The organism is Stutzerimonas marianensis (genome assembly GCF_022810315.1).
GTDB lineage: Bacteria > Pseudomonadota > Gammaproteobacteria > Pseudomonadales > Pseudomonadaceae > Stutzerimonas > Stutzerimonas marianensis.
In genome coordinates, this window is sequence record NZ_JALGRD010000002.1 from 226,968 (window position 1) to 253,775 (window position 26,808).

General features: G+C 62.9%; 23 protein-coding genes and 9 tRNA genes. 16 read left to right on the plus strand and 16 right to left on the minus strand.

The annotated features are described in order from the left end of the window. The first annotated feature begins 40 nt into the window (after positions 1 to 40). From MST27_RS04115 to MST27_RS04145, 7 genes are all read left to right on the plus strand, one after another. Positions 41 to 301, plus strand: a complete 261-nt coding sequence (locus MST27_RS04115) for a chaperone NapD (RefSeq protein ID WP_243604747.1) — start codon at positions 41 to 43, stop codon at positions 299 to 301. Then, a complete protein-coding gene (gene napA / locus MST27_RS04120) occupies positions 298 to 2,802 on the plus strand; it encodes a nitrate reductase catalytic subunit NapA (RefSeq protein ID WP_243604748.1) in 2,505 nt (834 codons plus the stop codon). Before MST27_RS04115 ends, napA begins: the two co-directional genes overlap by 4 nt. A gap of 11 nt (positions 2,803 to 2,813) precedes the next feature. Beyond that, on the plus strand, positions 2,814 to 3,296 hold the full coding sequence (locus tag MST27_RS04125; protein ID WP_243604749.1) for a nitrate reductase cytochrome c-type subunit: 483 nt from the start codon (positions 2,814 to 2,816) through the stop codon (positions 3,294 to 3,296). 10 nt (positions 3,297 to 3,306) lie between these two features. Then, positions 3,307 to 3,903, plus strand: coding sequence for a cytochrome c3 family protein (locus MST27_RS04130; RefSeq protein WP_243604750.1), 597 nt, complete (start codon positions 3,307 to 3,309; stop codon positions 3,901 to 3,903). A gap of 142 nt (positions 3,904 to 4,045) precedes the next feature. Continuing rightward, entirely contained in the window at positions 4,046 to 4,837 is a 792-nt protein-coding gene (locus MST27_RS04135; protein ID WP_243604751.1) for a dienelactone hydrolase family protein, read from the plus strand. Positions 4,838 to 4,967: 130 nt separating this feature from the next. Then, positions 4,968 to 5,405, plus strand: a complete 438-nt coding sequence (locus MST27_RS04140) for a hypothetical protein (protein WP_243605048.1) — start codon at positions 4,968 to 4,970, stop codon at positions 5,403 to 5,405. Next, complete coding sequence (locus MST27_RS04145) at positions 5,402 to 5,803, plus strand: META domain-containing protein (protein ID WP_243604752.1); 402 nt, start codon at positions 5,402 to 5,404, stop codon at positions 5,801 to 5,803. Before MST27_RS04140 ends, MST27_RS04145 begins: the two co-directional genes overlap by 4 nt. Before the next feature lie 332 nt (positions 5,804 to 6,135). Here the strand turns inward: MST27_RS04145 and dinB are convergent, their stop codons facing one another. Continuing rightward, positions 6,136 to 7,134: a DNA polymerase IV gene (gene dinB, locus MST27_RS04150; RefSeq protein WP_243604753.1), complete on the minus strand. Its 999-nt coding sequence runs from the start codon at positions 7,132 to 7,134 to the stop codon at positions 6,136 to 6,138. Between the two features lie 368 nt (positions 7,135 to 7,502). Between dinB and MST27_RS04155 the strand changes: the two genes are divergently transcribed. Continuing rightward, positions 7,503 to 7,775, plus strand: coding sequence for a hypothetical protein (locus MST27_RS04155; protein ID WP_243604754.1), 273 nt, complete (start codon positions 7,503 to 7,505; stop codon positions 7,773 to 7,775). A gap of 9 nt (positions 7,776 to 7,784) precedes the next feature. Here MST27_RS04155 and MST27_RS04160 read toward each other — a convergent pair whose 3' ends face one another. From MST27_RS04160 to MST27_RS04200, 9 genes are all read right to left on the minus strand, one after another. Continuing rightward, positions 7,785 to 8,234: an acyl-CoA thioesterase gene (locus MST27_RS04160; RefSeq protein WP_243604755.1), complete on the minus strand. Its 450-nt coding sequence runs from the start codon at positions 8,232 to 8,234 to the stop codon at positions 7,785 to 7,787. A 197-nt stretch (positions 8,235 to 8,431) separates the two neighbouring features. Continuing rightward, positions 8,432 to 8,507: transfer RNA gene (locus MST27_RS04165), tRNA-Glu, on the minus strand. Between the two features lie 48 nt (positions 8,508 to 8,555). After that, a tRNA-Ala gene (locus tag MST27_RS04170) sits at positions 8,556 to 8,631 on the minus strand. A gap of 50 nt (positions 8,632 to 8,681) precedes the next feature. Next, positions 8,682 to 8,757 (minus strand) — tRNA-Glu (locus MST27_RS04175). A gap of 50 nt (positions 8,758 to 8,807) precedes the next feature. After that, positions 8,808 to 8,883, minus strand: a tRNA-Ala gene (locus MST27_RS04180). Positions 8,884 to 8,933: 50 nt separating this feature from the next. Next, a tRNA-Glu gene (locus MST27_RS04185) sits at positions 8,934 to 9,009 on the minus strand. Between the two features lie 50 nt (positions 9,010 to 9,059). Then, positions 9,060 to 9,135, minus strand: a tRNA-Ala gene (locus MST27_RS04190). A gap of 121 nt (positions 9,136 to 9,256) precedes the next feature. Continuing rightward, positions 9,257 to 10,738 (minus strand): glutamate--tRNA ligase, encoded by a 1,482-nt coding sequence (gltX, locus tag MST27_RS04195; RefSeq protein ID WP_243604756.1) that lies wholly within the window; start codon positions 10,736 to 10,738, stop codon positions 9,257 to 9,259. 61 nt (positions 10,739 to 10,799) lie between these two features. Then, the gene (locus tag MST27_RS04200; RefSeq protein WP_243604757.1) at positions 10,800 to 11,729 is read right to left on the minus strand and encodes a LysR family transcriptional regulator; all 930 of its coding nucleotides are present in this window, start codon (positions 11,727 to 11,729) and stop codon (positions 10,800 to 10,802) included. Between the two features lie 107 nt (positions 11,730 to 11,836). Between MST27_RS04200 and MST27_RS04205 the strand changes: the two genes are divergently transcribed. Both MST27_RS04205 and MST27_RS04210 read left to right on the plus strand, forming a co-directional pair. Continuing rightward, the gene (locus MST27_RS04205; RefSeq protein ID WP_243605049.1) at positions 11,837 to 12,871 is read left to right on the plus strand and encodes an HlyD family secretion protein; all 1,035 of its coding nucleotides are present in this window, start codon (positions 11,837 to 11,839) and stop codon (positions 12,869 to 12,871) included. Then, complete coding sequence (locus MST27_RS04210) at positions 12,861 to 14,414, plus strand: MDR family MFS transporter (protein ID WP_476756125.1); 1,554 nt, start codon at positions 12,861 to 12,863, stop codon at positions 14,412 to 14,414. Before MST27_RS04205 ends, MST27_RS04210 begins: the two co-directional genes overlap by 11 nt. 95 nt (positions 14,415 to 14,509) lie before the next feature. On the opposite strand, the gene uvrB is transcribed toward MST27_RS04210, so the two are convergent. After that, on the minus strand, positions 14,510 to 16,525 hold the full coding sequence (uvrB, locus tag MST27_RS04215) for an excinuclease ABC subunit UvrB (protein WP_243604758.1): 2,016 nt from the start codon (positions 16,523 to 16,525) through the stop codon (positions 14,510 to 14,512). A gap of 267 nt (positions 16,526 to 16,792) precedes the next feature. On the opposite strand from uvrB, the gene MST27_RS04220 reads away from it, so the two are divergent. Both MST27_RS04220 and MST27_RS04225 read left to right on the plus strand, forming a co-directional pair. Further along, a complete protein-coding gene (locus MST27_RS04220) occupies positions 16,793 to 17,989 on the plus strand; it encodes an amino acid aminotransferase (RefSeq protein WP_243604759.1) in 1,197 nt (398 codons plus the stop codon). Between the two features lie 52 nt (positions 17,990 to 18,041). Continuing rightward, positions 18,042 to 18,117: transfer RNA gene (locus MST27_RS04225), tRNA-Asn, on the plus strand. A gap of 360 nt (positions 18,118 to 18,477) precedes the next feature. Here MST27_RS04225 and MST27_RS04230 read toward each other — a convergent pair. The 3 genes from MST27_RS04230 to MST27_RS04240 form a co-directional block, all read right to left on the minus strand. After that, the gene (locus tag MST27_RS04230) at positions 18,478 to 19,233 is read right to left on the minus strand and encodes a BamJ family beta-barrel-assembly machinery protein (protein ID WP_243604760.1); all 756 of its coding nucleotides are present in this window, start codon (positions 19,231 to 19,233) and stop codon (positions 18,478 to 18,480) included. Positions 19,234 to 19,468: 235 nt separating this feature from the next. After that, positions 19,469 to 19,545, minus strand: a tRNA-Asp gene (locus MST27_RS04235). Between the two features lie 13 nt (positions 19,546 to 19,558). Next, positions 19,559 to 19,634: transfer RNA gene (locus MST27_RS04240), tRNA-Val, on the minus strand. A 215-nt stretch (positions 19,635 to 19,849) separates the two neighbouring features. On the opposite strand from MST27_RS04240, the gene rdgC reads away from it, so the two are divergent. The 3 genes from rdgC to sugE all read left to right on the plus strand — a co-directional run bounded on the left by rdgC (position 19,850) and on the right by sugE (position 22,307). After that, complete coding sequence (gene rdgC / locus MST27_RS04245) at positions 19,850 to 20,770, plus strand: recombination-associated protein RdgC (protein WP_243604761.1); 921 nt, start codon at positions 19,850 to 19,852, stop codon at positions 20,768 to 20,770. A gap of 149 nt (positions 20,771 to 20,919) precedes the next feature. After that, on the plus strand, positions 20,920 to 21,864 hold the full coding sequence (locus MST27_RS04250) for a bile acid:sodium symporter family protein (protein ID WP_243604762.1): 945 nt from the start codon (positions 20,920 to 20,922) through the stop codon (positions 21,862 to 21,864). A 128-nt stretch (positions 21,865 to 21,992) separates the two neighbouring features. Then, the gene (gene sugE, locus MST27_RS04255; protein ID WP_243604763.1) at positions 21,993 to 22,307 is read left to right on the plus strand and encodes a quaternary ammonium compound efflux SMR transporter SugE; all 315 of its coding nucleotides are present in this window, start codon (positions 21,993 to 21,995) and stop codon (positions 22,305 to 22,307) included. A 19-nt stretch (positions 22,308 to 22,326) separates the two neighbouring features. On the opposite strand, the gene malK is transcribed toward sugE, so the two are convergent. Both malK and MST27_RS04265 read right to left on the minus strand, forming a co-directional pair. Further along, positions 22,327 to 23,442, minus strand: a complete 1,116-nt coding sequence (gene malK, locus MST27_RS04260; RefSeq protein ID WP_243604764.1) for a maltose/maltodextrin ABC transporter ATP-binding protein MalK — start codon at positions 23,440 to 23,442, stop codon at positions 22,327 to 22,329. 73 nt (positions 23,443 to 23,515) lie between these two features. Continuing rightward, positions 23,516 to 25,135, minus strand: coding sequence for an alpha-glucosidase family protein (locus MST27_RS04265; protein WP_243604765.1), 1,620 nt, complete (start codon positions 25,133 to 25,135; stop codon positions 23,516 to 23,518). Between the two features lie 346 nt (positions 25,136 to 25,481). On the opposite strand from MST27_RS04265, the gene MST27_RS04270 reads away from it, so the two are divergent. Then, positions 25,482 to 26,762, plus strand: coding sequence for a hypothetical protein (locus MST27_RS04270; RefSeq protein ID WP_243604766.1), 1,281 nt, complete (start codon positions 25,482 to 25,484; stop codon positions 26,760 to 26,762). Positions 26,763 to 26,808 lie beyond the last annotated feature (46 nt).

The following is a 26,808-nucleotide window of genomic DNA, read 5'->3' on the forward strand; positions in this document are numbered from 1 at the left end:
ATCGACCGCTCTCCCCGATCACTAAGACACGCTGCCGCCCATGAATAACGTCTTGCATATCGCGAGCCTGCTCGTCCATTGCCGCCCGGAGCTGATCGACGCGGTGAAGGGCAACCTGAGCCTGCTCCCCGATATCGAATTGCACCAAACGAGCCCGGCCGGAAAGATCGTGGTCGTCATCGAAGCTGAACATGAACGGCGCATCCTCGAAACCATCGACCGAATCCAGCAGATACCCGGCGTACTGAACGCCGCCCTGATCTATCACGAACTCCTCACTCTCGAAGGAGAGCCTGAATGAGCCTCACCCGTCGTCAATTCGCCAAAGCCAATGCGGCCGCCATCGCGGCCTCCGTAGCAGGCCTGCCCATCGCCACCAGCGCCAGCAATCTGGTGACCGGTCCGGAGGCCACCCAACTCAAGTGGCACAAGGCACCCTGCCGCTTCTGCGGCACCGGCTGCGGCGTGATGGTCGCCACCTCGGGCGACCGCGTCGTTGCGACCCACGGCGACGTGAAGGCCGAGGTCAACCGCGGCATCAACTGCGTCAAGGGCTACTTCCTGTCGAAGATCATGTATGGCAGCGACCGGCTGACCCAACCCCTGCTGCGCATGAAGGACGGCCGGTACGACAAGCAGGGCGAGTTCCAGCCGGTCAGCTGGGAGCAGGCCTTCGACATCATGGAAGAGAAATACAAGGCGGCGTTGAAGGAAAGCGGCCCGAGCGCCGTCGGCATGTTCGGCTCCGGCCAGTGGACGGTCTGGGAAGGCTACGCCGCGAACAAGCTGATGAAGGCCGGTTTCCGCTCCAACAACCTGGACCCGAACGCGCGCCACTGCATGGCGTCGGCCGCGGTCGGCTTCATGCGCACCTTCGGCATGGACGAACCCATGGGCTGCTACGACGACATCGAAGCGGCCGACGCTTTCGTGCTGTGGGGCTCGAACATGGCAGAGATGCATCCCGTTCTCTGGACCCGGGTGACCGATCGCCGCCTCAGCGCACCGCATGTGAAAGTGGCGGTGATGTCTACCTTCGAGCACCGCAGCTTCGACCTCGCCGACATCCCGATGGTCTTCAATCCGCAGACCGATCTGGTGATCCTCAACTACATCGCCAACCACATCATCCAGAGCGGTGCGGTCAACGAAGACTTCATCAGGAACCACACACGCTTCGCCAAGGGCGCGACCAATATCGGCTACGGGCTGCGCCCGACCGACCCACGCGAACTGAAGGCCGAGAACGCGGCCGTCGCGGCTAGCTGGACCGATATCAGCTTCGAGGACTATGCCGAGTTCCTCAAGCCTTACACCCTCGAACACGCCGCGCACGAATCCGGCGTGCCCGCCGAGCGCCTCAAGGCACTGGCCGAGCTGTACGCGGATCCGAAGGTCAAGGTGATGTCGTTCTGGACCATGGGCTTCAACCAGCACACCCGCGGTGTCTGGGCAAACAACATGATCTACAACATCCATCTGCTGACCGGAAAGATCAGCGAACCGGGCAACAGCCCCTTCTCGCTCACCGGGCAACCCTCGGCGTGCGGCACCGCACGTGAAGTCGGCACCTTCTCGCATCGCCTGCCTGCCGACATGGTAGTCACCAATCCGAAGCACCGCGCCGTCACCGAGAAGATCTGGAAACTGCCGGAAGGCACGATACAGGAGAAGCCCGGCTTCCACGCGGTGCAGCAGAGCCGCGAGCTGAAGGACGGCGGCCTCAAGGTCTACTGGACCCAGGCGACCAACAACATGCAGGCCGGTCCCAACATCATGCAGGAGGTGCTGCCCGGCTGGCGGAACCCCGAGACCTTCGTGGTCGTCTCGGACGTGTATCCGACGGTTTCGGCCCAGGCCGCCGATCTCATCCTGCCCGCTGCAATGTGGGTGGAAAAGGAAGGCGCCTACGGCAACGCCGAACGGCGCACTCACTTCTGGCACCAGCTGGTCAATGCGCCCGGCGAAGCACGCTCCGACCTCTGGCAGTTGATGGAATTTTCCAAGCGCTTCACCACCGATGAGGTCTGGCCCGCCGAGCTGCTCGCCAAGGCGCCGGAGCTCAAAGGCAAGACGCTGTTCGAGGTGTTGTTCAAGAACGGTCAGGTCGACCGCTTCCCCAACGCGGACATCGAAGAAGGCTACCGCAACCACGAAGCGGAGCATTTCGGCTTCTACGTCCAGAAGGGACTGTTCGAGGAATACGCCGAGTTCGGCCGTGGGCATGGCCATGATCTCGGCCCGTTCGACCTCTACCATCAGGAGCGCGGCCTGCGCTGGCCGGTGGTGGACGGCAAGGAAACCCGCTGGCGCTATCGCGAGGGTTACGACACCTACGTCGAGAAAGGCGCCGGGGTTCAGTTCTACGGCTACCCGGATAACAAGGCCATCATCTTTGCCCTGCCCTACGAGGTGCCGGCGGAAATTCCCGACGAGCAATACCCGTTCTGGCTCAGCACCGGTCGCGTGCTGGAGCACTGGCATACCGGCAGCATGACCCAGCGGGTCGACGAGCTTCACCGCGCGGTGCCCGATGCGCTGGTTTACATGCACCCGGACGATGCGCGAGACCTCAAGGCGCGGCGCGGCAGCGTGGTGAAAGTCATCAGCCGGCGTGGCGAGATGCAGGCCCGCATCGAAACCCGCGGGCGCAACAAGCCGCCGAAAGGGCTGGTCTTCGTGCCCTTCTTCGATGCCAACAAACTGATCAACAAGGTCACCCTCGACGCCACCGACCCGATCTCCAAGCAGACCGATTTCAAGAAGTGTGCCGTGAAGATCGAAGTGGTCAGCATCGCCTGAGGAGAGTCACCATGAAATTTCGTCTACTGCCTTTGACGCTCCTCGCGGTGATCGGCCTCGCCGTGGCCGCGGAGCCCAACTACCCGCTCGATGCACCTGCGCCAGACGGTCGCCGGCCGGGTGGCACCCTCACCCAGGAATTCACCCCACCGCCGCTACGGGACGAGGAGAACAAGGACCTTCGCCGCGAGCGCAACTATCCGGAACAGCCGCCGACCATTCCGCACACAATTCGCGGGTATCAGGTCGACACCAACGGCAACCGCTGCCTCGCCTGCCACAGCCGCGCCAATAGCGCGCGCACCCAGGCGCCGATGATCAGCATCACGCACTTCACCGATCGTGATAGCCAGACACTGGGCACGGTCGCCCCCCGCCGTTACTTCTGCACCCAGTGCCATGTGGTGCAGCATGACGTGAAACCGCTGGTGCAGAACGACTTCGAGAACATCGACGAGCTGCTGTATCGCGAAACCGAACAGGCCGAACAGTAAGGGGCGCCGGATGAAGTCGATACTGTCGTTTCTCAAGCGGTACTGGACGGTCCTGCGCCGCCCAAGCGTGCATTACAGCCTGGGCGTGCTGACACTGGGCGGGTTCATTGCCGGCATCATCTTCTGGGGCGGTTTCAACACCGCGCTGGAAGCGACCAATACGGAAACTTTCTGCATTTCATGCCACGAGATGGAAAACAACGTGTACATGGAAATCAAGGACACCATCCACTACACCAATCGCTCAGGTGTACGCGCGACCTGCCCCGATTGCCACGTACCGCACGAATGGACCGACAAGATCGCGCGCAAGATGCAGGCCTCGAAGGAGGTCTGGGGCAAGATCTTCGGCACCATCAATACGCGCGAGAAGTTCCTTGGCATGCGCCGCGAGATGGCCGAGCGTGAATGGCGTCGGCTGAAGGCGAACGACTCGCTGGAATGTCGCAACTGCCACAACTTCGACTACATGGACTTCACCAAGCAATCCCCACGAGCGGCCCAGTTCCACTCCACCGCCCTGGCCAAGGGCGAAGCCACCTGCATCGATTGCCATAAAGGCATCGCACACCGCCTGCCGGATATGCACGGCGTCCCCGGCTGGTAACCGCCCCTGAGACGTGGCCGGTCACGGCCGGCCACGTCGCTGCCCCTCTGCGCCACCCGCCTGAACCTCATCCTTGCGCTCGAGTCGAACAACGGCTATCCAGTTGCCTGAATCGACCCGAACACAGCACAAGGAGTCCCCCATGCGCATCTGCCTGCTCGGCGCCCTCATGGCCGCCAGTGCCTTGGCCCACGCCGAGGTCCAGACCCGTGAAATTCCCTATACCGCCGCCGACGGCACGAAAATGGTTGGCTATTACGCCTACGACGATGCCGTCGAAGGCAAGCGCCCGGGGGTCGTCGTGGTCCATGAATGGTGGGGCCTGAACGATTACGCCAAGCGCCGCGCACGCGACCTGGCCGAACTCGGCTACAGCGCCCTGGCCATCGACATGTATGGCGAAGGCAAGAACACCGAGCACCCCAAGGACGCCATGAGTTTCATGCAGGCGGCGCTGAAAGATGCCGATGCCGCCAAGGCGCGCTTCAACGCAGGCATGGACCTGCTCCGGGAACAACAACAGACCGATGCCGACAAGCTCGCCGCCGTGGGCTACTGCTTCGGCGGCAAGGTCGTGCTCGACATGGCGCGCCAGGGCGTCCCGCTCGATGGCGTGGTGAGTTTCCATGGCGCGCTGGCGACCCAGACGCGCGCGGTCCCGGGTAGCGTGAAGGCACGCGTACTGGTCGAGCATGGCAGCGCCGACAGCATGGTCAGCAGCGACGATGTCGCGGCGCTCAGCGCCGAAATGGTCAAGGCCGGCGCCGACTTCCAGCTCGTCAACCTGCCGGGCGCCAAACACGGCTTCACCAATCCCGACGCTGACCGATTCCAGGAAAAGGGCGTCGACGTGGCCTATGACAAGGCCGCCGACGAACAGTCCTGGAGCGATATGCAGCGCTTCCTGGGCGAAACGTTCGGCCAGGGCAACTAGGCAGGCGCGGCTTGAGGAGTGGAGCGGCACGCCCATCGCACGGGCGCCGCTCCAACCTCCAGCAGAAGCCAGCCGACGAGCATCCGCCGTGCTAGGATGGCCGCCCCGCACACTGCCCTACCCGCGAGTCATGGCCGAGCACGATTTCCGCTACACCCTCCTCAACCCCGCCCACACCCTCACCGAATGCCGGGCGCTGGTCCCGGGTCGTTACCAGGTCACTGGAAACGGGGGCAATGTCCGTTCCGGCGATACCCTGATCGTGACCCTCAAGGGCAGTCGCGACCTTTTCCAGCGGTTGACGGTGGAGAAGGTTCGCCACCTCATCAACCCGCCCGGACAGTGGACGGCCGTGGCCAGCGGGCCGGTATTTCGCGAACTGGCCATCCTGAACTGGCAGGTCGATTGCGACAGCTGCGGCAAACGGCTCGACTTCGAATTTGCGGTCGATGCGGCTAAAGGCGAATCAGCCCGGGCGCCCGCCGCCGAGGCGCGCATCGCCGAACTTGGCTGGCGGAGCGATGCCGGACGCCACCTGTGCCCTGCTTGCGGAGATGCTCGCTCATGAAACGGCTCATACCGGTGGCGCTGATCGCGGCCGCCGCGGCAGGTTGTGCAGTCGAACCGCTCACTCTGGAGCGTGAGGTGACCTATATCGTCGAGTGGGTCGGAGATGAGCCGGTGGTCGGACGCAACCCCATTTCCCTGACCTTCAGTGAAGACCGGGCGTATGGCAACGCGGGCTGCAATCATTGGTTCGCCAGCTACCAGCTCGACGGCCAGCAATTGCGCTTCGACCAGATCGGCAGCACCCGCAAGGCTTGCGCCGAACACATCATGCAGCAGGAGCGGCACTTCTTCGAGCTGCTTTCGCAGGTCGAGCGATGGGATGTCTCCAACATCGACCAGCTCCGCTTCTGGCCGACGCAGGGTGCCGCGATCCGCGCCTGGCCCGAGCAGAACTGACTGCGCCAAACCTGGGCACGCGGCGCGCCGCGTGCACTTGCGTCAGGCAGCACCTGGGTCGCGCAAGCCTTCCACCCGATTCGCCCCCCGGCCCGACTCCACCGCGGCAGCGGCCCAGAATTCGCCTGAAGCCTTACCGATCAAGGCCTTGCGCCGCCGCTTCGCCCCAGCGGGCCCATGGCTCGCTGTCCGACCTGAAACTGGCACGCCAGATGCAAAACAACTGGCAACCAGTTTTGGGGACCTCGGTACAGGCAGGCCGGGAACTCCCCTCTTTTATCCGCAAGACCGACAGGCCACTCGATGAGTGGCCTTGTTGCATTCGGCAGTTGCTAGAACAGGCGCAGTTGTTCGAATCCACCACGAAGATCCACCAGCCGCACCCCTACGCCGATCAAACGTACCGGGCGCTTGCCACGGGCAAAGGCGCCGGCGAGCAGATCGGCATAATCGTCCAGCTCGAGCCCGGCACCGGCCTGCTCGAGGGTGGTCTGGGTGAAATCATGAAACTTGAGCTTCACGAAGGGCTTGCTGGGCCGGTAACCCTCATCGAGCCGCGCCATGCGCCTGGCCAACTGATCCAGTAGCTCGGGCAACTGCTCCAGGCAGGCGGCCAGGTCAGGCAGATCCCTGTCGTAGGTGTTTTCGACACTGACCGATTGCCGGCGGCTTTCGACCTGCACTTCACGATCATCAACGCCATGCGCCAGGCTCCACAATCGCTCGCCAAACGAGCCGAACTCGCGGACCAGCTCCAGGCGCCGCCAGGTGCGCAGATCGGCGCAGGTCTGGATGCCCATGCGCTTGAGCTTCTCGGCCGTGACCCGTCCGACGCCATGCAGCTTGGTCACTGGAAGTGCCACGACGAAGTCATCGACCTGGTCGGGTGTGATCACGAAAAGCCCATCCGGCTTGTTCCAGTCGCTGGCAATCTTGGCGAGAAACTTGTTGGGTGCGACACCCGCCGACACCGTGATGCGCAATTGCTGCCAGACACGCCGACGAATGTCCTGAGCGATACGTGTGGCACTACCGCCGAAGTGTTCGGAGCGACTGACGTCCAGATAGGCTTCGTCGAGAGACAGCGGCTCGATCAGGTCCGTGTAGGTGCGGAATATGCCGTGGATTTCCCTGGACGCCTCTTTGTAAGCGTCCATTCGGGGACGCAGGATCAACAGATCCGGGCAGAGCTTGAGTGCATGACCGGAGGCCATGGCCGACCGCACGCCGTACGCGCGCGCCTCGTAATTGCAGGTCGCGATCACACCACGACGATCGGCAAGCCCGCCCACGGCGATCGGGCGGTTGGCCAGGCTGGGGTCGTCGCGCATTTCGATCGCTGCATAGAAGCAGTCGCAATCGACATGGATGATCTTTCGGAGCGTGTTAACGGTCTTCGCCTCATGTTCAACCGGCTGGCCACGAGCCGCTCGGCCGGCCGAGCGCATTATCACCGAACAGCCATCGGCCCGGCCACGCAAGACGCCGAGCGCAACATCCTCGGTTGTCGGATTGGCCGACGAACGGCTGCGGTTGCGCCATGGCTTACAGCAGCGCTGCCAGAGCGTCTGGCGGCGCCGCGCCGAGCGCGAAGACGCCGAGGCTCGCCCGCCACCACGCGCGCCCACCGAACAATCCCCACGCCCCTGAGTCGGAAATCAAGAGCCCCAACGATTGATCAACCCACCAGGAGGCAACGATGAAAGCCACGATCACCGCGCTTGCGATGAGCACAGCCCTGTTCGGCGCCAGCGCCATCGCCGCTCAGGACGACATGAAGCATGACACCCATGGCGCCGCCCATACTCAAGGCAGCGCCATGAACGAAAACCACCAGCGCAACGACACGGCGAATGTCGGTGCCAACGACAAGACCATGGACGAGAAAATGAAGAACGAGGTGCAGGACGACTGGCGCGAGGATGCCAAGGAGCGACGCGACGCCGACGTCAGCAAACCGGAACAGCGCTAGGCCAGGCTGCTAGAGCTCGAGGGGGTAAGGTTGCACCAGCGCCTTGCCGTACCCCTCGACGAACTCGGATGGCATCCGCTTCGGTTTGCCGCTGGACAACTGGATGCAGACGAACGTGGTCTGGGCTCGCAGCAAGGTCGCACCGTCGGCGGGCCTGACGAGCTGAAAGTTGCGTTTCATCTTCAGACGCTGATCGGAATCGACGATCCACGTAGCCAGTTGCAGGCGATCCCCTTCGTAGGCTGCCGCCAGGTAGTCGATTTCGTGACGCAACACGGCCATGGCCCTATCCAGCCGACGGTAGTCTGCCAACCCCAGCCCGAGGCTCTGCGAGTGGCGCCAGGCGCAGCTTTCCAGCCAGGTCACATAGACCGCGTTGTTCGCATGTCCCAGCTCATCGATATGCGACGCATCCACTTCGATATCGATGACGTACCCCTCGGCCCGATCCCAGATCATGGACACCCCTCTTGCTTGGCTGTGTGTGCGCTACGCCTGCGTATCCTACCTGCCATGGCCGTCAGACGCGTCTATGAACGACTATTCAGCAGCCTGCCACTGCTCCATGACAGGGTTTGGACGGTTGAAACGCGCGCAAAACAAAAAGGGCCATTTCGTGAGAAATGACCCTTTGGTGCCCAAACCGGGCAAAAAAATGGCGTCCCCTAGGGGACTCGAACCCCTGTTACCGCCGTGAAAGGGCGGTGTCCTAGGCCACTAGACGAAGGGGACGAAACCTTCGCGAAACAGACCGCAAAACCACTGCGACCCGTCGTGGATTGGTGGAGCTAGACGGGATCGAACCGTCGACCTCTTGCATGCCATGCAAGCGCTCTCCCAGCTGAGCTATAGCCCCGGATTTAACGTCTCCCGACCTGCGACGCCTGGGCATCGCAATCTGAATAGTGGCGTCCCCTAGGGGACTCGAACCCCTGTTACCGCCGTGAAAGGGCGGTGTCCTAGGCCACTAGACGAAGGGGACGCAAGCCCTTCAAAGGCAACTGACCGAAACGGTCAGCGTGGCAACGAGATTGGTGGAGCTAGACGGGATCGAACCGTCGACCTCTTGCATGCCATGCAAGCGCTCTCCCAGCTGAGCTATAGCCCCGGATTTAACGTCTCCCGACCTGCGACGCCTGGGCATCGCAATCTGAATAGTGGCGTCCCCTAGGGGACTCGAACCCCTGTTACCGCCGTGAAAGGGCGGTGTCCTAGGCCACTAGACGAAGGGGACGCAAGCCCTTCAAAGGCAACTGACCGAAACGGTCAGCGTGGCAACGAGATTGGTGGAGCTAGACGGGATCGAACCGTCGACCTCTTGCATGCCATGCAAGCGCTCTCCCAGCTGAGCTATAGCCCCGTCTCGAGGACGGGGCGCATATTAGGTGCGGCCCTGCACACTGTCAACGAAATTTTTATCCCGAACCGAAGAATTTCAGCAGTAGAACAAATACTTATCGCCGACGAGTGGTGTCAGGCCATCAGCCCATCGCGGTGAACAGTTTTTCCCACTCCTTCACTTCCTTCTTCGAGGCACCGCCCAGCAACTCGAGCGCCTGTCGCAGGCGGAAGCGTGTCAGGTCCGGGCCAAGAATCTCCATGGCGTCGAGCACCGATACCGAGCTGGCCTGACCGGTGATGGCCGCGAACATCAGTGGCATCACGTCACGCAGCTTCAGCTCGAGCTGCGCCGCGACGGTCTGGATGCAATCGGTGATTCGTTCCTTGTCCCATTGGCGCAGGGCTTCGAGCTTCCATAACGTCAGCTGCAGAACCTGTCTCACCTGCGTCAGATCGAGCTTCTTGTGCTCGAACAGCGCCGGATCGAGATTCAGCGCACCGGAAAAGAAGAAACCGGCAAGCGGCGCGATCTGGCTGAAGGTTTCGACACGCTGCTGGACATGCGGTGCGATCTTCATCATGTAGTCGGGGTTGAAGGCCCATTTCTGCACTTGCGCAGCGAAGGCATCCACCGAGAGTTCGCGCAGCCAATGGCCGTTGAGCCACGACAACTTCTCGATATCGAAAATGGGGCCACCCAGCGAGATGCGGTTGATGTCGAAGTGTTCGATCATCTCGGCCAGCGTGAACTTCTCGCGCTCATCCGGCATCGACCACCCCATGCGGCCGAGATAGTTGAGCATCGCCTCTGGCAGGTAGCCCATACGCTCGTAGAAGGTCACCGAGGTCGGATTCTTGCGCTTGGAGAGCTTGCTCTTGTCCGGATTGCGCAGCAGCGGCATGTAGCAGAGCTTGGGCTGCTCCCAGCCAAAGTACTCGTAGAGTTTGATCAGCTTCGGCGCCGACGGCAGCCACTCTTCGCCACGCAGCACATGGGTGATGCCCATCAGATGGTCATCGACCACGTTGGCGAGGAAATAGGTCGGCAGACCATCGGCCTTCATCAGTACCTGCATGTCCATGCGGTCCCAGCCGATCTCGACGGTGCCACGCAGCATGTCGTCGACCTGACAGACGCCTTCGCTCGGCACCTTCATGCGAATCACATGGGACTCACCCGCGGCGATGCGCTGCTGCGCGGTTTCGGCCGGGATATGCATGCAATAGCCGTCGTAGCGCGGTGTTTCCTTGTTAGCCATCTGTTCGGCACGCACCTGATCGAGCCGCTCGGCGCTACAGAAGCACGGAAAGGCATGGCCTTTAGCGACCAGCTCGTCCGAGTACTTCTTGTAGATCTCGCCGCGCTCACTCTGACGGTAGGGGCCGTGCGGGCCGCCGACGTCCGGGCCTTCGTCCCATTCGATCCCCAACCAGCGCAGTGCGTCGTAGATCTGCTGTTCCGACTCGCGTGTGGAACGCAGCTGATCGGTGTCCTCGATGCGCAGAATGAACTGGCCGCCGTGCTGGCGAGCAAAGCAGAGGTTGAACAGTGCGATGTAGGCGGTACCGACGTGCGGGTCGCCGGTGGGAGACGGAGCGATGCGAGTGCGAACGGTGGTCATGGTGGACTCGGAATCAGGATTCAGGAAGTGCTGCCACGGGCTTGAGCCGGCTTGGCCAGCCTCAGCGCATGGAAAGGGGCGATGTTAACAGGCGCGCGTCGACTGGCTCCACCAGCCGACCGCCCTCGACAGGCAGTGCATCCATCAGGAAATCGAGGAAGGCCTTGACCTTCATCGCCTGAAAGCGCCTCGATGGATAGACCGCGTAGACCTCGCCGGTCGGCAACTCGACCTCCGGGAGCAGCTCCACCAGCAAACCGTCGCGCACCTCCGCGTCGCTGATCATCGTCGGCAACGCAGCAATGCCCACGCCGGCCAGCGCCGCCTCGCGGGCGAAGGTGATGTTGTTGCACGTCAGCACGCGACGGCAGGCAACCTGCGGCTCGATGATCGGCCAGTAGCGCACCGGATCGCGCGACAATCCAATGGCGCGATGGCCGACCAGGTCCTGGGCCCGGGCCGGTACACCATGAGCGGCGAGATATGCCGGGCTGGCACAGAGCCGCCGCCTGGCTTCGAACAGTTTGCGTGCCACCAGCGAGGAATCTTCCGGCTGGCCGACGACGATGGCGATGTCCACCCCCTCTTCCAGCAAGTCGACCGCTCGGGAGGCCAACTCGACCTCCGCGACGATGTCCGGGTGCCGGCGCATGAAGTCGCCCATGACACGACCCAGCACCCACTGCCCGAACTCGATCGGCGCGGTAATACGCAGGAGGCCGGCGGGTGCCTGCTGCAGCTGCATCACCGCCTGCTCGGCCTCCGCGAAGTCGAGCATGATCTGTCGGCAGCGTTCGTAGTAGGCCTGACCGACCTCGGTCAAGCGCAGCCGGCGCGTGGTCCGATTGAGCAATCGCACACCCAGCCGCTCTTCCAGCTGGGCAATGCGCCGGCTGACGGTCGATTTCTGCATGCCGAGGCTGGAGGCGGCCTGGGTGAAGCTGTGGCAGTCCACCACGCGGGTAAAGATCAGCGCGTCGTCGAGCCCCATTCATTGTTCCCTCTGCGCAACAAAGTTTCGCAAGTGTAACGACTTATTACTCGAACGGAACGTTGCTAGATTGCTCGGCTGACTTCGAGCCCATGAGCGAAGACGCTATGCCCGCCACGTTGCAACGCCGACTGTTTCTCTTCATCACCTTGGTCCTGCTGGTCGTAGCGGCTTTTCTCGCGCACTGGTATCTGGTGGGTCGCCATTACGAGCACACCGACAACGCCTATGTTCAAGGCGAGATCACCCGCGTCTCCAGCCAGCTTGCCGCACGCATCGAGCGCCTTCACGTGCAGGACAACCAGCACGTCTCACCCGGCGATCTGCTGGTTTCCCTGGAGCCCGGCGATTTTCGTCTTGCCGCGCAGCGAGCCCGCGCCAACCTGGCCATCCACGAGGCCGAGCTCGCCCAGGCGCGCAGTCGTCTGGCGCAACAGGCAAGCCTCATCGCCGCCAGCCAGGCCGCGGTGGGCGCCGCGGAGGCAAACCTCGAGCGCAGCCAGCTGGACCTGTCGCGCGTCGAGGCGCTGCGCAAACCCGGTTTCGTTTCCGAAGAGCGCGTCACGACCCTGTCGGCAGATGCCCGGGTAGCGCGCTCGCAACGTCAGAAAGCCGAGGCGGACCTGAGCGCGCAGCGGCAGCAAGTCGAAGCGCTAGAAGCCGATATCAGCCGCCTGGAAGCGCAAATCGATGCGGCTCGTGCCGAGATCGAGCAAGCCGAGTTGAACCTGGGCCGCACTGAGATTCGCTCGCCGATCAGCGGCGTAGTGGGTCAGCGATCCGCACGTGCCGGACAGTACGTCGCGGTGGGCGCCTATCTGATGTCCATCGTCCCGGACGAGGACGTCTGGGTGCAGGCCAACTTCAAGGAAACGCAGATCGGGCGCATGCGCGAAGGTTTGCGCGCCGAGCTGACCTTCGACAGCTACCCCGACACCCCCATCGAAGGCCGTATCGAGAGCCTCTTCCCTGCCTCGGGGGCGCAGTTCAGCCTGTTGCCACCCGACAACGCCACCGGCAACTTCACCAAGGTGGTGCAGCGCATCCCGGTCAAGCTGACCTTCGCCCAGGATTCGCCACTCGCGGGCCACATCCGCCCGGGGATGTCCGTGGACGTCAAGGTCGACCTTCGTGGCCGCTGACGCCCTGGTCCGGCCAGTAGGCGAGCCCAGCCGCCGCGATTGGATCGCCGTGATGAGTGCCATGCTTGGCGCCTTCATGGCAGTGCTGGACATCCAGATCACCAATTCCTCCTTGAAGGACATTCAGGGCGCGCTATCGGCGACGCTGGAAGAAGGGTCCTGGATTTCCACCTCCTATCTGGTGGCTGAGATCATCATGATCCCGCTGACCGCCTGGCTGGTGCAGTTGCTCTCCGCACGGCGACTGGCCGTATGGGTATCGGTCGGTTTTCTGATCGCATCCCTGCTCTGCTCCTTCGCCTGGAACCTCGAGAGCATGATCGTCTTTCGTGCCCTGCAAGGCTTCACCGGTGGCGCGCTGATCCCGCTGGCTTTCACCCTGACGCTGATCAAGCTGCCGGAACACCATCGAGCCAAGGGCATGGCGCTGTTCGCCATCACGGCGACCTTCGCCCCTTCGATTGGCCCGACACTGGGCGGCTGGCTGACCGAGAACTGGGGCTGGGAATACATCTTCTACATCAACGTACCGCCCGGCCTGCTGATGATCGCAGGACTGCTCTATGGCCTGGAAAGGAAGCCGCCGCACTGGGAGCTGCTCAAGCGGACCGACTACGCCGGCATCTGCTCCCTCGCTCTCGGCCTTGGCTGCCTGCAGGTATTTCTCGAGGAGGGCCATCGCAAGGACTGGCTCGAATCGAGCCTGATCGTGCAGCTCGGGTCGGTGGCGGTAGTCAGCCTGAGCCTGTTCGTCATCCTGCAATTTTCGCGACCCAACCCGCTGATCAACCTCGGCATCCTGCGTGAACGCAACTTCGGCCTGACCAGTATCGCCAGCCTCGGGATGGGGCTGGGACTGTACGGGTCCATCTACCTCTTGCCGCTTTACCTCGCGCAGATCCAGAACTACAACGCGCTGCAGATCGGCCAGGTGATCATGTGGATGGGGATTCCCCAGCTGTTCCTGATCCCGCTGGTGCCCAAGCTGATGAAGGTGGTCGCGCCGAAACTGCTCTGCGCCGCCGGGTTCCTGCTGTTCGGCCTCTCCAGCTTCGCCTCGGGCGCGCTCAACCCGGACTTCGCCGGCGACCAGTTCCACCCCATCCAGATCATTCGCGCGCTCGGTCAGCCAATGATAATGGTGACCATCTCGCTGATCGCCACGGCCTACGTGCAACCGCAGGACGCCGGCTCCGCCTCCAGCCTTTTCAACATACTGCGCAATCTCGGCGGTGCCATCGGCATCGCGTTGCTCGCCACCCTGCTCGACAGCCGTGGCAAGCTCTATTTCGACTATCTGCGCGAATCGGTGGTACCGGGGAATCCGGCCGTGGCCGAGCGGCTGGCCAGCCTGACGGCACAACTGGGCAGCGAACAGGCCGCGCTCGGGCGCCTCAGCGAGATCACCCATCAGCAAGCCATGATCATGGCCTACAACGATGCCTTCCACTTCGTCGGCCTGGCCTTGGCAGTCAGCATGGTCGCGGTGCTCCTCACCCGGTCACTACCGCAGAGCGTGCAAGCCGGCGCCGGAGGACACTGACCGGCTCCCCCGTAGAAGCAGCTCTGCCGGCGATCAGCCGTGCTGCTGTCGGACGCCAGTAGAGCCCGCGCCTACTCGCCCTCTCCGGCCACGCCTTACACCTGCAACAGCCGTTCGCGCAGCTTCTGGATTTCGTCGCGGGTCTGGGCAGCAGCTTCGAACTCGAGGTCGCGCGCATAAGCCAGCATCTTCTCCTCCAGCTGGCGAATCCGCTTGGTGATCTCGCTCGGTGAGCGCAGCTCGTTCTCGTAGCGCGCGGCCTCCTCGGCCGCCTTGGCTTCGCCGCGCCGTTTCTTGCTGCGCGAACCCGGCACCGTGGCGCCTTCCAGAATGTCCTTCACATCCTTGAATACGCCTTGCGGGACGATGCCGTGGGCTTCGTTGAACGCGATCTGCTTGGCGCGTCGACGTTCGGTTTCGCCGATGGCGCGCTCCATGGAGCCGGTCATGTTGTCGGCATAGAGGATCGCCCGCCCGTTCAGGTTGCGTGCCGCCCGGCCGATGGTCTGGATGAGCGAGCGCTCCGAGCGGAGGAAACCCTCCTTGTCCGCATCGAGGATCGCCACCAGCGACACCTCCGGCATGTCCAAGCCCTCGCGCAGCAGGTTGATGCCCACCAGCACATCGAAGACACCCAGGCGCAGGTCGCGAATGATTTCCACCCGTTCCACGGTGTCGATGTCGGAGTGGAGATAGCGCACCCGGACATTGTGGTCACCCAGGTAATCGGTGAGGTCCTCGGCCATGCGCTTGGTCAGCGTGGTCACCAGCACCCGCTCCTCCTTGGCGACACACTTGTTGATTTCCGACAGCAGGTCGTCGACCTGCGTCAGCGCTGGCCGCACCTCCACCAAGGGGTCGACGAGGCCGGTCGGACGCACCACCTGCTCGATGACTCGCCCGGAGTGCTCGGCCTCGTAAGGGCCGGGGGTCGCCGAGACGAAGATGGTCTGCGGACTGACCGCCTCCCATTCATCGAAACGCATCGGCCGATTGTCCAGCGCCGACGGCAGGCGGAAGCCGTACTCGACCAGGGTCTCCTTGCGCGAACGGTCGCCCTTGTACATGGCACCGACCTGCGGAACGCTGACGTGGGATTCGTCGATCACCAGTAGCGCGTTGGCTGGCAGATAGTCATAGAGCGTTGGCGGCGCTTCACCTGCTGATCGACCCGAGAGGTAGCGTGAGTAGTTCTCGATGCCGTTGCAGTAGCCGAGCTCCATGATCATTTCCAGGTCGAAGCGCGTGCGCTGCTCCAGCCGCTGGGCCTCGACCAGCTTGTTGTTGCTGCGCAGGAAATCGAGGCGGTCCTTGAGTTCCACCTTGATGTTCTCGATGGCATCGAGCAGCGTGTCGCGCGGCGTCACGTAGTGGCTCTTGGGATAGAAGGTGAAGCGCGGCAGTTTGCGGATCACCTCCCCGGTCAGCGGATCGAACGCCGACAGGCTTTCGACCTCGTCGTCGAACAGCTCGATACGAATGGCTTCAAGATCGGATTCGGCCGGAAAGACATCGATCACGTCGCCTCGCACGCGGAAGGTCGCGCGTGCGAAATCCATGTCGTTGCGGGTGTACTGCAGCCCTGTGAGCCGACGAAGCAGCTCGCGCTGATCGATTCGATCGCCGCGATCGAGGTGCAGCACCATCTTCAGGTACGACTGCGGATCGCCCAGGCCGTAGATGCATGACACGGTCGTGACGATGATCGCGTCAGGCCGCTCCAGCAGCGCCTTGGTCGCCGAAAGCCGCATCTGCTCGATGTGGTCGTTGATGGAGGCGTCCTTCTCGATGAAGGTGTCGGAGGACGGCACGTAGGCTTCCGGCTGGTAGTAATCGTAGTAAGACACGAAATACTCGACCGCATTGTTCGGAAAAAAAGCCTTGAACTCGCCGTACAACTGGGCCGCCAACGTCTTGTTCGGCGCCAGCACCAGCGTTGGGCGCTGGACGTGCGCAATCACGTTGGCGATGCTGAAGGTCTTGCCGGAACCGGTCACCCCGAGCAGCGTCTGGTGCGACAGGCCTGCTTCGATGCCCTCGATCATCTGCCGGATGGCTTCAGGCTGGTCGCCGGCGGGTTTGAAACGCGTGACCAATTCGAACTGCGACATATCGACCTCTCATGATTGCGATGCGCCCGAACACCGTTTCACCCTGGCGCAGGCCCTTGATGCGGGCCGTGGCGCCGAATCTCAAGCTGCCCGTGCCAGTTCTGGACGACCGGCATTCCGACAGGCCCGTCACGGGCATAAAAACCGCCCTAGCATATCGCGACGATGGCCCAGGCCCGCTATACTCTTGCCCCGTTTGCGCACCGCCCCGCGCGCGAAGCGAGGGGTGCTGCACCAGTCACCCCCTTCTCTTCGAGCCTCCCCATCATGAGTTTGTTCTCCGCTGTCGAAATGGCGCCGCGCGATCCGATCCTAGGCCTCAACGAAGCCTTCAATGCCGACACGCGGCAGAACAAGGTCAACCTGGGGGTAGGCGTCTACTACAACGAAGAAGGCCGAATTCCCCTGTTGCGTGCGGTTGCCGCCGCCGAAATGGCGCGGCTCGAACTGAATGCGCCGCGTGGCTACCTGCCGATCGACGGCATCGCCAGCTATGACATGGCCGTGCAGGGCCTGCTGTTCGGCGCCGACTCGGCACTGGTCGCCGATGGCCGGGTCGTGACCAGCCAGGCCCTCGGTGGGACGGGCGCGCTGAAGATCGGCGCCGACTTCCTCAAGCGCATGCTGCCCGAGGCGGTCGTCGCCATCACCAACCCGAGCTGGGAAAACCACCGCGCGCTGTTCGAGTCCGCAGGCTTCCCGGTGCAGAACTACCGCTACTACGACGCTGCGACCCACGGCATCGACCGCGCCGGCATGCTCGAAGACCTGAAGAGCCTGCCGCCCCGCTCCATCGTCGTGCTGCACGCCTGCTGCCACAACCCGACAGGTGTCGACCTGCAGGTCGAAGACTGGCAGCAGATCCTCGAAATCCTGCGCGCCCATGATCACGTGCCGTTCATCGACATCGCCTATCAGGGTTTTGGTGACAGCATCGAGGAAGACGCTGCTGCCGTGCGCCTATTCGCCGAATCAGGGATGAGCTTCTTCGTGTCCAGCTCGTTCTCCAAGTCCTTCTCGCTGTACGGCGAGCGCGTCGGCGCGCTGTCGATCGTCACGCAGAACCGCGACGAGTCCGCACGCGTGCTCTCGCAGATCAAGCGCGTCATCCGTACCAACTATTCCAACCCGCCTACGCACGGCGCCACTGTCGTCTCGGCTGTACTGAACAGCCAGGAATTGCGCAGCATGTGGGAAACCGAACTTGGCGAAATGCGCACCCGCATCCGTGACATGCGCCTGGAGATGGTTCGCCAACTTGCCGCGAAAGGCGCCAAGCAGGACTTCAGCTTCGTTGCCAAGCAGCGCGGGATGTTCTCCTATTCGGGCCTGACCGCCGCACAAGTCGAGCGCCTGCGTGTCGAGTTCGGGGTCTATGCGATCAGTACCGGCCGCATCTGCGCTGCGGCACTCAACACGCGCAATCTGGACCACGTGACCGACGCCATCGTCCAGGTTCTCTGATCTGGCAAGGGGTTGACTTCTCCTTTCCAAACAGTAGGATACGCACCGCTGTTCCGCGATAGCTCAGTCGGTAGAGCAAATGACTGTTAATCATTGGGTCCCTGGTTCGAGTCCAGGTCGCGGAGCCAAATTCAAAGCCTCGGTTAAAGCCGAGGCTTTTTTGTATCCGACGGACTCTCACCAGGGACGGTGTCCCAGGTTATTCGCTTCGCTCACCCCTTCGGGGCCGCGCTGAAGCGCGTTCTGCCAAGCAGTCGAGTCCAGGTCGCGGAGCTAAATTCAAAGCCTCGGTTGAAGCCGGGGCTTTTTTGTATCCGACGGACTCTCACCAGGGCCGGTGTCCCAGGTTATTCGCTTCGCTCACCCCTTCGGGGCCGCGCTGAAGCGCGTTCTGCCAAGCAGTCGAGTCCGGACCTCAGCCGAGGCCTTTCGCTCACCGGAAACGAAAACGCCCCGCACAAGCGGGGCGTTTGGCACTGCGGCGTTGCTTACTGCTGCGGCGCTTCTTCGGTAGCCTCAGGCTCGGCTTCAGCAGCCGGAGCGGCGTCACTCTCGTCGCCCTTGATTCCCAGCAGTTCGAGATCGAACACCAGCACCGAGTTGGCTGGGATCAGCGGGCTCGGGCTCTGCTCGCCATAGGCCAGCTCGCTCGGGATGTAGAGCTTGTACTTCTCGCCGACATGCATCAACTGCAGACCTTCGACCCACCCCGGGATTACGCCACCTACCGGCAGGTCGATCGGGGTACCGCGCTTGATCGAGCTGTCGAACACGGTGCCATCGGTCAGGCTGCCTTCGTAGTGAACGGTGACGACATCGTCCGGCCCCGGCTGGGCGCCGTCGGCTTCCTTGACGACTTCGTATTGCAGGCCCGACTCAGTGGTTTTCACACCTTCACGCTTGGCGTTCTCCTCGAGAAACTTCTTCCCCGCCTCGACCGCCTGCTTGTTCATTTCAGCCATGCGCTCTTCGGCACGCGTCTGCAGATAAGAGAAGGCTTCCATCAGCTCTTCGTCGGTCAGCTTCTGCTCTTTCTTGCCAATGGCATCATCGATGCCCTGGGCAACGGCCGCCGAGTCCAGGTCCGCCATGCCTTCCTGCGCCAGGCTCTTGCCCATGTTCAGGCCAATCCCGTAGGAGGCTTTTTGCGCCGGGGTTTCCAGCTTGGCGCTGGTCTCCGAATCACAGCCAGCCAGAACCAGGCTGACCAGGGCTATCGCAGACGCCAAACGATGATGTCTCATTCTGTATCCTTATTACGCTCTTGGGAGGTGTAGCAAAACAGTTGCCGGAGCTTAGCAGCCACCCTCGCCCATCGCTACCGGCGGCTCCCGGGCAACATGTAAAGAGAGTGCAAAGTCAGGACCTGCCGCACGAAACGGCAACGAGCGCGGGGGTTTTCCGCAGGCGAAAAAAAAAGCGACCCTCAGGTCGCTTTTCTCATGCTGCAAGGCGTTCAGTATTCCTTGCTAGCGAATATGGCGCAGCGGACGGGACTCGAACCCGCGACCCCCGGCGTGACAGGCCGGTATTCTAACCGACTGAACTACCGCTGCGCTTAACCTCGAGTGGTGGGTGATGACGGGATCGAACCGCCGACCCTCTGCTTGTAAGGCAGATGCTCTCCCAGCTGAGCTAATCACCCGTTTGCTCTCGAAGTGGGGCGCATTCTAGAGAGGGTTCCTGACCTTGGCAACCCCCTTTTGAAAAAAAAATTGAAGAACTTACAACGACTTAGGAAACCGCACTGTTTATCGGCCAAAACGGGCTTTCGATCGGCATTGCGCTCGAGCAGGGTTGGCCTGCGTGGGCGGGACGGGAATAATGCGCGCTTTGCTTTTACCGGAGTTTCAAATCGCCATGTGGTTTCGCAACCTGCTCGTCTACCGTCTCACCCAGAACGTGCCTTTCGATGTCGAGACACTTGAAACCGCACTGGCCGCCAAACCTGCCCGCCCCTGCGCCAGCCAGGAGCTGAGCACCTATGGCTTCGTCGCGCCGTTCGGCAAAGGCGAAGATGCCCCGCTGGTGCATGCCAGCCAGGGTTTCCTGCTGATCTCGACGCGCAAGGAAGAGCGCATCCTGCCGGGCAGCGTCGTCAAGGACGCCGTCAAGGAGAAGGTCGACGAGATCGAAAACGAGCAGATGCGCAAGGTCTACAAGAAGGAGCGCGATCAGATTAAGGACGAGATCATCCAGTCCTTCCTGCCACGCGCCTTCATTCGCAAATCCGGCACCTTCGCCGCGATCGCGCCGGAACAGGGCCTGATCCTGGTCAATTCCGCCAGCCCCAAGCGTGCCGAGGACCTGCTCTCCACGCTGCGTGAGGCGATCGGCTCGTTGCCGGTGCGCCCGCTGACCGTGAAGATCGCGCCAACCGCCACCATGACCGAATGGGTCAAGACCCAGAAGGCTGCCGACGACTTCTTCGTGCTCGACGAGTGCGAACTGCGCGATACCCATGAAGATGGCGGCGTAGTGCGTTGTAAGCGCCAGGACCTGACCAGCGACGAGATCCAGCAACACCTCGAGGTTGGCAAGCAGGTTACCCAGCTGTCGCTGGGCTGGCAGGACAAGCTGTCGTTCGTGCTGGACGACAAGCTGGTGATCAAGCGGCTGCGCTTCGAGGAATTGCTCCAGGAGCAGGCCGAGCAGGACGGTGGCGAGGACGACCTGAGCCAGCAGGACGCCAGCTTCGTACTGATGATGCTGACCTTCAAGGACTTCCTGCCGTCGCTGTTCGAGGCACTGGGTGGTGAGGATACACCTCAGGCCATCTAAGCTGCCTGCAGTCTGGTGGGGTGTGCCCTGCGCCGGGCCGGCCGGTCGTGTCATTGCCGGGCCGGCGCGGCGGCGGGCGAAACGTCAGCCGGGCACGACGCTGTTGGCTCGGCTGACGGCGCTTATTCCATAACCACAAGGTAAACACGATGCGTGCCCTCGCCGCCTTCAGCCGCTTCATTGGCAATACCTTCGCCCTCTGGGTGCTTCTGTTCGCCATCCTGGCCTTCTTCCAGCCTGCCTGGTTCCTGCCGGCCACGGCGTGGATCGTGCCACTGCTTGGCCTGATCATGTTCGGCATGGGCCTGACGCTGAAAGCCGCCGATTTCGCCGAGGTTGCACGCCGTCCGCTCTGGGTGGCGCTGGGCGTGGGCGCGCAGTTTCTGGTCATGCCGGCGCTGGCCTGGTTGTTGTGCCAACTGCTGGGCCTGCCGGCCGAGATCGCGGTGGGCGTGATCCTCGTCGGCTGTTGCCCGGGCGGCACGGCCTCCAACGTGATCGCCTGGTTCTCGCGCGGCGATGTGGCGCTTTCAGTAGCGATCACCGCCGTGACCACCCTATTGGCGCCGCTGGTCACTCCCGCGCTGATCTGGCTACTGGCCTCGGCCTGGCTGCCGGTCAACTTCGGCGCGCTGTTCATGTCGATCGTACAGATCGTATTGCTGCCCATCGCCCTCGGTCTGGTTGCCCGTCGCCTGCTGGGTAATCGTGTCCATCAGGTGGTGGAAGTGCTGCCACTGGTGTCGGTGGTGAGCATCGTGATCATCGTCGCGGCAGTGGTGGCAGCGAGTCAGGCCAAGATCGCCGAGTCGGGCCTGCTGATCATGGCGGTGGTGGTGTTGCACAACGGCCTGGGCCTCGGCATCGGATATCTGGTCGGCCGCCTGTTCGGCTTGCCGCTGGCGCAGCGCAAGACGCTGTCGATCGAAGTCGGCATGCAGAACTCCGGGCTGGGCGCGGCTCTGGCCAGTGCGCACTTCTCGCCACTCGCGGCCGTGCCCAGCGCCTTGTTCAGTGTCTGGCACAACCTGTCCGGTGCGCTTCTGGCCACGGTCTATCGACGGATGAAAGACGAGCGACCGGAAGTCCGCTGACCGCACCGGCCTTCGGTCCGAGGCACTTGCCCAGACCGACCGCCTGTGCAAAATAGCCATCGCCGAGGACGACCTCAGCCATTGCAAAGACCCGGGGACGGCCCCGCTTCCGTCTCGTCGAGGTGCATATGTCCTGGATCATCCTTTTTCTTGCCGGCCTTTTCGAAATCGGCTGGGCCGTCGGGCTCAAATTCACCGAGGGTTTCACGCGGCCCATCCCAACGCTCCTGACCGTCACGGCGATGCTGGCGAGCCTCGGCTTGCTGGGCCTGGCGATGAAGGAACTGCCACTCGGAACGGCCTACGCGGTCTGGACGGGCGTCGGCGCGATCGGCACTGTCATCGCCGGGATCCTGCTGTTCGGCGAGTCGACCAGCCTGCTGCGCCTGGGTAGCGTACTGCTCGTCTGCATCGGCCTGCTCGGCCTGAAACTGAGCCATTGACCACCGACGGCTACCGTGCTCAGCCGAAGAGCGCGGGCTCGCGGTAATGACGGGCACAGGCCTGGCCATCAGCACGAAACAGATGACACTTGTTCGCCCGCAAGCCCGTCGCGTAGGCCTGCCCTTCAGCGATCCGCTGATTACCGTCGCTGGCCACCGCGACCATTCCCTCCACCCCTTCCAGCGTCAGGTGCAGGAGATTGTGATCGCCCAACCGCTCGGCCACCGCCACCTCGCCATGAAAGACGAAATCAGCCTGCTCGGGCGCGACGAAATGCTCCGGTCGAACGCCCAGCGTCAGGGTATCGCCCACGTCGACCCCGGACCCATCGACCGGTAGCCGCAGGACGCTGCCACCGGGCATGAGCACCTCCACCACATCGGCGCTGGTGCTCGCCACGGTCACCGTCAGGAAGTTCATCTGCGGCGAGCCGATGAACCCCGCCACAAACTGGTTCTGCGGGTAGTGATAGAGCTCCAGCGGTGGCCCCACCTGAGCGATGCGCCCCGCATTTAGCACGACGATCTTGTCGGCCAGGGTCATGGCTTCGACCTGATCATGGGTCACGTAGATCATCGTGGCCTTCAGCCGCTGGTGCAGTCGCGAAATTTCGATGCGCATCTGCACGCGCAGGAAGGCGTCAAGGTTCGACAGCGGCTCGTCGAAGAGAAAGACCTTCGGCTCCCGAACCATGGTGCGGCCGATGGCGACGCGCTGGCGCTGGCCTCCCGAGAGGTCCTTTGGCTTGCGATCGAGCATCTGGTCGAGTTGCAGGATCTTCGCCGCCGCGTCGACCCGCCGGCGAATCTCCGCCTTGTCGATCTTCGCCAGTTTCAGGCCGAAGGCCATGTTCTCAGCGACGTTCATGTGTGGATAGAGCGCGTAGGACTGGAACACCATACCGACCGAGCGATCCATCGGCGGGCGCTCGTTGACACGCTCGCCATCGATCTTCAATTCACCGTCGGTGATGTCTTCGAGCCCGGCGATCAGCCGCAGCAGGGTCGACTTGCCGCATCCCGACGGGCCGACGAAGACGACGAACTCCCCGTCGGCGATGTCTAGGTCGATGCCGCGCGTGATGGGCACGCCGTCATAGCTCTTGCAGATGTTTCGCAGGGTTACGCTGGCCATTCTTGTTGTTCTCCTTCAAAGGCATACCGCGACGGTACGCGGCATGCCGTGCGGGCATCGGAGCCGGTCGACCTCAGCCGAGCCGGCGTGCGAAACCGAATCCATGCGCCGGCAAGTGTACGCCGTGCCCCTCGAAAACAGCCGATGCCGAGGGCACATCGAGCCCTTCGACCGGAGCCGAGAGGTCAAAGTGCCGTGCCTGGTCGCTCATGTTGAACAGGCAAACCCAGACCTCGTCCCCGAGGCGGCGCTCGTACACCAGCAAGGCCTCGTCATGGTAGACGGTGCGCATGCTGCCCTCGATCAGCAGACGTTGGTCCTGACGCCAGGCCAGGAAGCGTCGATAGATATGCAGCATCGAATCCGTATCGCGCTCCTGAGCCGCTACGGACAAGGGCAGGTGCTTGTCCGCCAATGGCAGCCAGGGCTGTTCGCGGCTGAAACCGCCGTGGGGGTCGGCATCGTGCCAGGGCATGGGCGTGCGGCAGCCGTCCCGTCCCTTGAATTCCGGCCAGAAGCGGATGCCATAGGGGTCGACCAACTGCTCGAACTGCAACTCGGCTTCATCCAGCCCCAGCTCTTCGCCCTGATAGAGGCAGACGCTGCCACGCATGCTCAGCAGCATCGCCATGAACATCCGCCCACGTGCGTGATCGGGCTGATTGGCCAGTGCCCAACGACTCATCACCCGCACCACATCGTGGTTGCCGATCGACCAGCAGGGCCAGCCGTCGGCGAGCTCGCGCTCGACGCAGTCGATGGTGTGACGCAGGAATCCGGGGCTGCATTGTTCGGTCAGCAGGTCGAATGAATAGGCCATGTGCAGCGTGTCGCTGCCGCCGGTGTAGGCGGCCATGGTCCGCAGCGAGTGATCACAGCCGATCTCGGCGACCGTGGCGCTGCCTGGGTATCGCTCGAGCAGGTGCCGGATGCGGCGCAAAAAGCCGAGGTTTTCCGGTTGGGTCTTGTCGTAGAGATGTTTCTGGAAGGCGTAGGGATTGTCGGCACGCACCCCGATGCTGCCTTCGCGGATGTCGTAGTTCGGCGGGTTGTCGCGCAGCTGGCGGTCGTGGAAATAGAAGTTCGCCGCATCCAGGCGAAAGCCGTCGACGCCCAGCTTGAGCCAGAACTCCATGTCATCGAGCAATTGCTGCTGGACCGCCTCGCAGTGGAAGTTGAGGTCCGGCTGGCTGGCCAGGAAATTGTGCAGGTAGTACTGCTTGCGGCGACTGTCCCAGGTCCAGGCCGGCCCACCGAACACCGACAGCCAGTTGTTGGGCACGGTACCGTCGTCCTTGGGATCGGCCCAGACATACCAATCCGCCTTCGGGTTGTCCCGGCTCGAGCGGCTTTCCTTGAACCAGGCGTGCTGGTCCGACGAGTGATTGAGCACCTGATCGATGAGGATGCGAATGCCGCGGGCATGAGCGACTTCGATGACCTGCTTGAAGTCGTCGAGGGTACCGAACAGCGGGTCGACGTCCCGATAGTCGGACACGTCGTAACCGAAATCCTTCATCGGCGAGGTGAAGAACGGCGACAACCAGATGGCATCGACGTTGAGGCTGGCGATGTAGTCGATCTTCTCGACCACGCCGCGCAGGTCGCCGACGCCGTCGCCGTTGCTGTCATAGAAGCTGCGCGGGTAGACCTGATAAATGACGCCGCCGCGCCACCAGTCGTTGCGATTCATACAACCAACCTTCGATGTCTGGGGGAACACGACGCCACTCTAGGTGCGTCGACCGGCCGCAACATCCTCCCGCCGCTCGATTGCCGAGGCGTATGCCGCCGGCGTAGCCGAGGCACCCGGGTGGGGCGTAGATCGAATGGCAGGTCCGGCCTGGCGAAGCACAGCGGAATCAGCAGCGATCGCCACGCCATTAAGCCGTCACCAAACAGACGAACCGACACTTATCTGTCACGAGAGGCCTATAGGATCGGTTCCGTTCCAGGACTGATCTGCAGTAGCTGCCGCCAGCCCGACCACGCGCAGCCAGTCAGGAGCGACACGCACCCACCTTCCATGGAGAGACGACATGTTCAAGTGCAAGCCCCTCGCAGCCGCCATCATCGCGATCCTGGCTACCCAGGCCTATGCCGACGACAACAGCGCAGAACAGAACCAGTCCGGCGCCGACAACGTGGCCGAGGTGACCCAGACCGGCGGTCAGGACAACCTGTCCTACCAGTCGCAGATTGGCGCGAACAACGATGGCATGGTCACCCAGACCAACGCGACCCTGTCCGACGCCATCCAGACCCAAGGGGGCAACCTGAACCTGGCCGACATCGTGCAGACCGCCACTGAGCAGAGCGAGGCGATCCAGGAACAGTACGGCGACAACAACGATGCCAGCCTCGTGCAGGCCGACAGCTTCGGTGCCAGTGCCCGGCAATACCAGGACGGTACTTACAACGTCGCCATCACCGAGCAGAACGCCGCCAACCTGAGCACGTCGGTCATCGACCAGGCCGGCAACGACAACTTCGCCGAGTCGATCCAGGACGACACCGAAGCGAGCACGGCGGAACAGCGCCAGACCGGGGATGAGAACATTTCGCTGGTCTGGCAGGACGGCGGCGCGCGCAATCAAGCCACCGTGGACCAGCAGGGCAACCTCAACGACGCGACCATCTATCAGGTGAACGCCTTCGACTCGAGCGCCGAGATCACCCAGCAAGGCGATTCGCAGGTCGCCTCGGTCAGCCAGGAAGGAACCGACCACAGCGCCACCATCGAGTCGATGGGCCTGTCCAACGAGGCCTACATCGACCAGAGCGGCTCGCTGCAAACCGCGTCGATCTACCAGGACGGCACCGCCAACAGCGCCGACGTCTTCCAGGCGGGCGACAGCAACACCGCCACCCTCGATCAGACCGGCGACAACAACTACGCCATCGTCGATCAGCTCGAGGGCAGCCAGCACACCGCCTCGCTGAAGCAGGCCGGGCAGTACAACGAAGCCTACGTGACCCAGGATGGCTCCGGGCAGAGCGTCGAGTTCCTCCAGGACGGCGACGACAACCTGCTCACCGCCCAGCAAAGCGGCAACGGCAACGAGCTGACCGGTTCGACCTACGGCGACAACAACCTGGTCGATGTCGTGCAGGACGGCGACCTCAACGTGGCCGACATCCAGCAGATCTACGGCTCGGATAACGAAGTCAGCCTGCTGCAGACCGGCGAAGGTCATCTGGCACAGGTGATCCAGGGCGGCGACGCCAACCAGGCGATCCTCGACCAGAGCGGCCTGGGCAACTCCGCCATGGTGTCGCAGATGGGCTCGGGGAACATGGCTATCGTCACCCAGCAGTAACGTGTGAGCGGCAGCCGGCCCTGCGCCGGCTGTCTTCCCCGCCCGC

What these genes read in the sequence shown, in the direction of transcription:
- MST27_RS04270 (WP_243604766.1), top strand. Translation starts at nt 25,482, where the DNA reads ATGTTCAAGTGCAAGCCCCTCGCAGCCGCCATCATCGCGATCCTGGCT.
- malK (WP_243604764.1), bottom strand. Translation starts at nt 23,442, where the DNA reads ATGGCCAGCGTAACCCTGCGAAACATCTGCAAGAGCTATGACGGCGTG.
- MST27_RS04125 (WP_243604749.1), top strand. Translation starts at nt 2,814, where the DNA reads ATGAAATTTCGTCTACTGCCTTTGACGCTCCTCGCGGTGATCGGCCTC.
- MST27_RS04135 (WP_243604751.1), top strand. Translation starts at nt 4,046, where the DNA reads ATGCGCATCTGCCTGCTCGGCGCCCTCATGGCCGCCAGTGCCTTGGCC.
- MST27_RS04160 (WP_243604755.1), bottom strand. Translation starts at nt 8,234, where the DNA reads ATGATCTGGGATCGGGCCGAGGGGTACGTCATCGATATCGAAGTGGAT.
- gltX (WP_243604756.1), bottom strand. Translation starts at nt 10,738, where the DNA reads ATGACCACCGTTCGCACTCGCATCGCTCCGTCTCCCACCGGCGACCCG.
- MST27_RS04145 (WP_243604752.1), top strand. Translation starts at nt 5,402, where the DNA reads ATGAAACGGCTCATACCGGTGGCGCTGATCGCGGCCGCCGCGGCAGGT.
- MST27_RS04130 (WP_243604750.1), top strand. Translation starts at nt 3,307, where the DNA reads ATGAAGTCGATACTGTCGTTTCTCAAGCGGTACTGGACGGTCCTGCGC.
- sugE (WP_243604763.1), top strand. Translation starts at nt 21,993, where the DNA reads ATGTCCTGGATCATCCTTTTTCTTGCCGGCCTTTTCGAAATCGGCTGG.
- MST27_RS04220 (WP_243604759.1), top strand. Translation starts at nt 16,793, where the DNA reads ATGAGTTTGTTCTCCGCTGTCGAAATGGCGCCGCGCGATCCGATCCTA.
- rdgC (WP_243604761.1), top strand. Translation starts at nt 19,850, where the DNA reads ATGTGGTTTCGCAACCTGCTCGTCTACCGTCTCACCCAGAACGTGCCT.
- uvrB (WP_243604758.1), bottom strand. Translation starts at nt 16,525, where the DNA reads ATGTCGCAGTTCGAATTGGTCACGCGTTTCAAACCCGCCGGCGACCAG.
- MST27_RS04205 (WP_243605049.1), top strand. Translation starts at nt 11,837, where the DNA reads ATGCCCGCCACGTTGCAACGCCGACTGTTTCTCTTCATCACCTTGGTC.
- MST27_RS04115 (WP_243604747.1), top strand. Translation starts at nt 41, where the DNA reads ATGAATAACGTCTTGCATATCGCGAGCCTGCTCGTCCATTGCCGCCCG.
- dinB (WP_243604753.1), bottom strand. Translation starts at nt 7,134, where the DNA reads ATGCGCGACGACCCCAGCCTGGCCAACCGCCCGATCGCCGTGGGCGGG.
- napA (WP_243604748.1), top strand. Translation starts at nt 298, where the DNA reads ATGAGCCTCACCCGTCGTCAATTCGCCAAAGCCAATGCGGCCGCCATC.
- MST27_RS04250 (WP_243604762.1), top strand. Translation starts at nt 20,920, where the DNA reads ATGCGTGCCCTCGCCGCCTTCAGCCGCTTCATTGGCAATACCTTCGCC.
- MST27_RS04140 (WP_243605048.1), top strand. Translation starts at nt 4,968, where the DNA reads ATGGCCGAGCACGATTTCCGCTACACCCTCCTCAACCCCGCCCACACC.
- MST27_RS04200 (WP_243604757.1), bottom strand. Translation starts at nt 11,729, where the DNA reads ATGGGGCTCGACGACGCGCTGATCTTTACCCGCGTGGTGGACTGCCAC.
- MST27_RS04265 (WP_243604765.1), bottom strand. Translation starts at nt 25,135, where the DNA reads ATGAATCGCAACGACTGGTGGCGCGGCGGCGTCATTTATCAGGTCTAC.
- MST27_RS04230 (WP_243604760.1), bottom strand. Translation starts at nt 19,233, where the DNA reads ATGAGACATCATCGTTTGGCGTCTGCGATAGCCCTGGTCAGCCTGGTT.
- MST27_RS04155 (WP_243604754.1), top strand. Translation starts at nt 7,503, where the DNA reads ATGAAAGCCACGATCACCGCGCTTGCGATGAGCACAGCCCTGTTCGGC.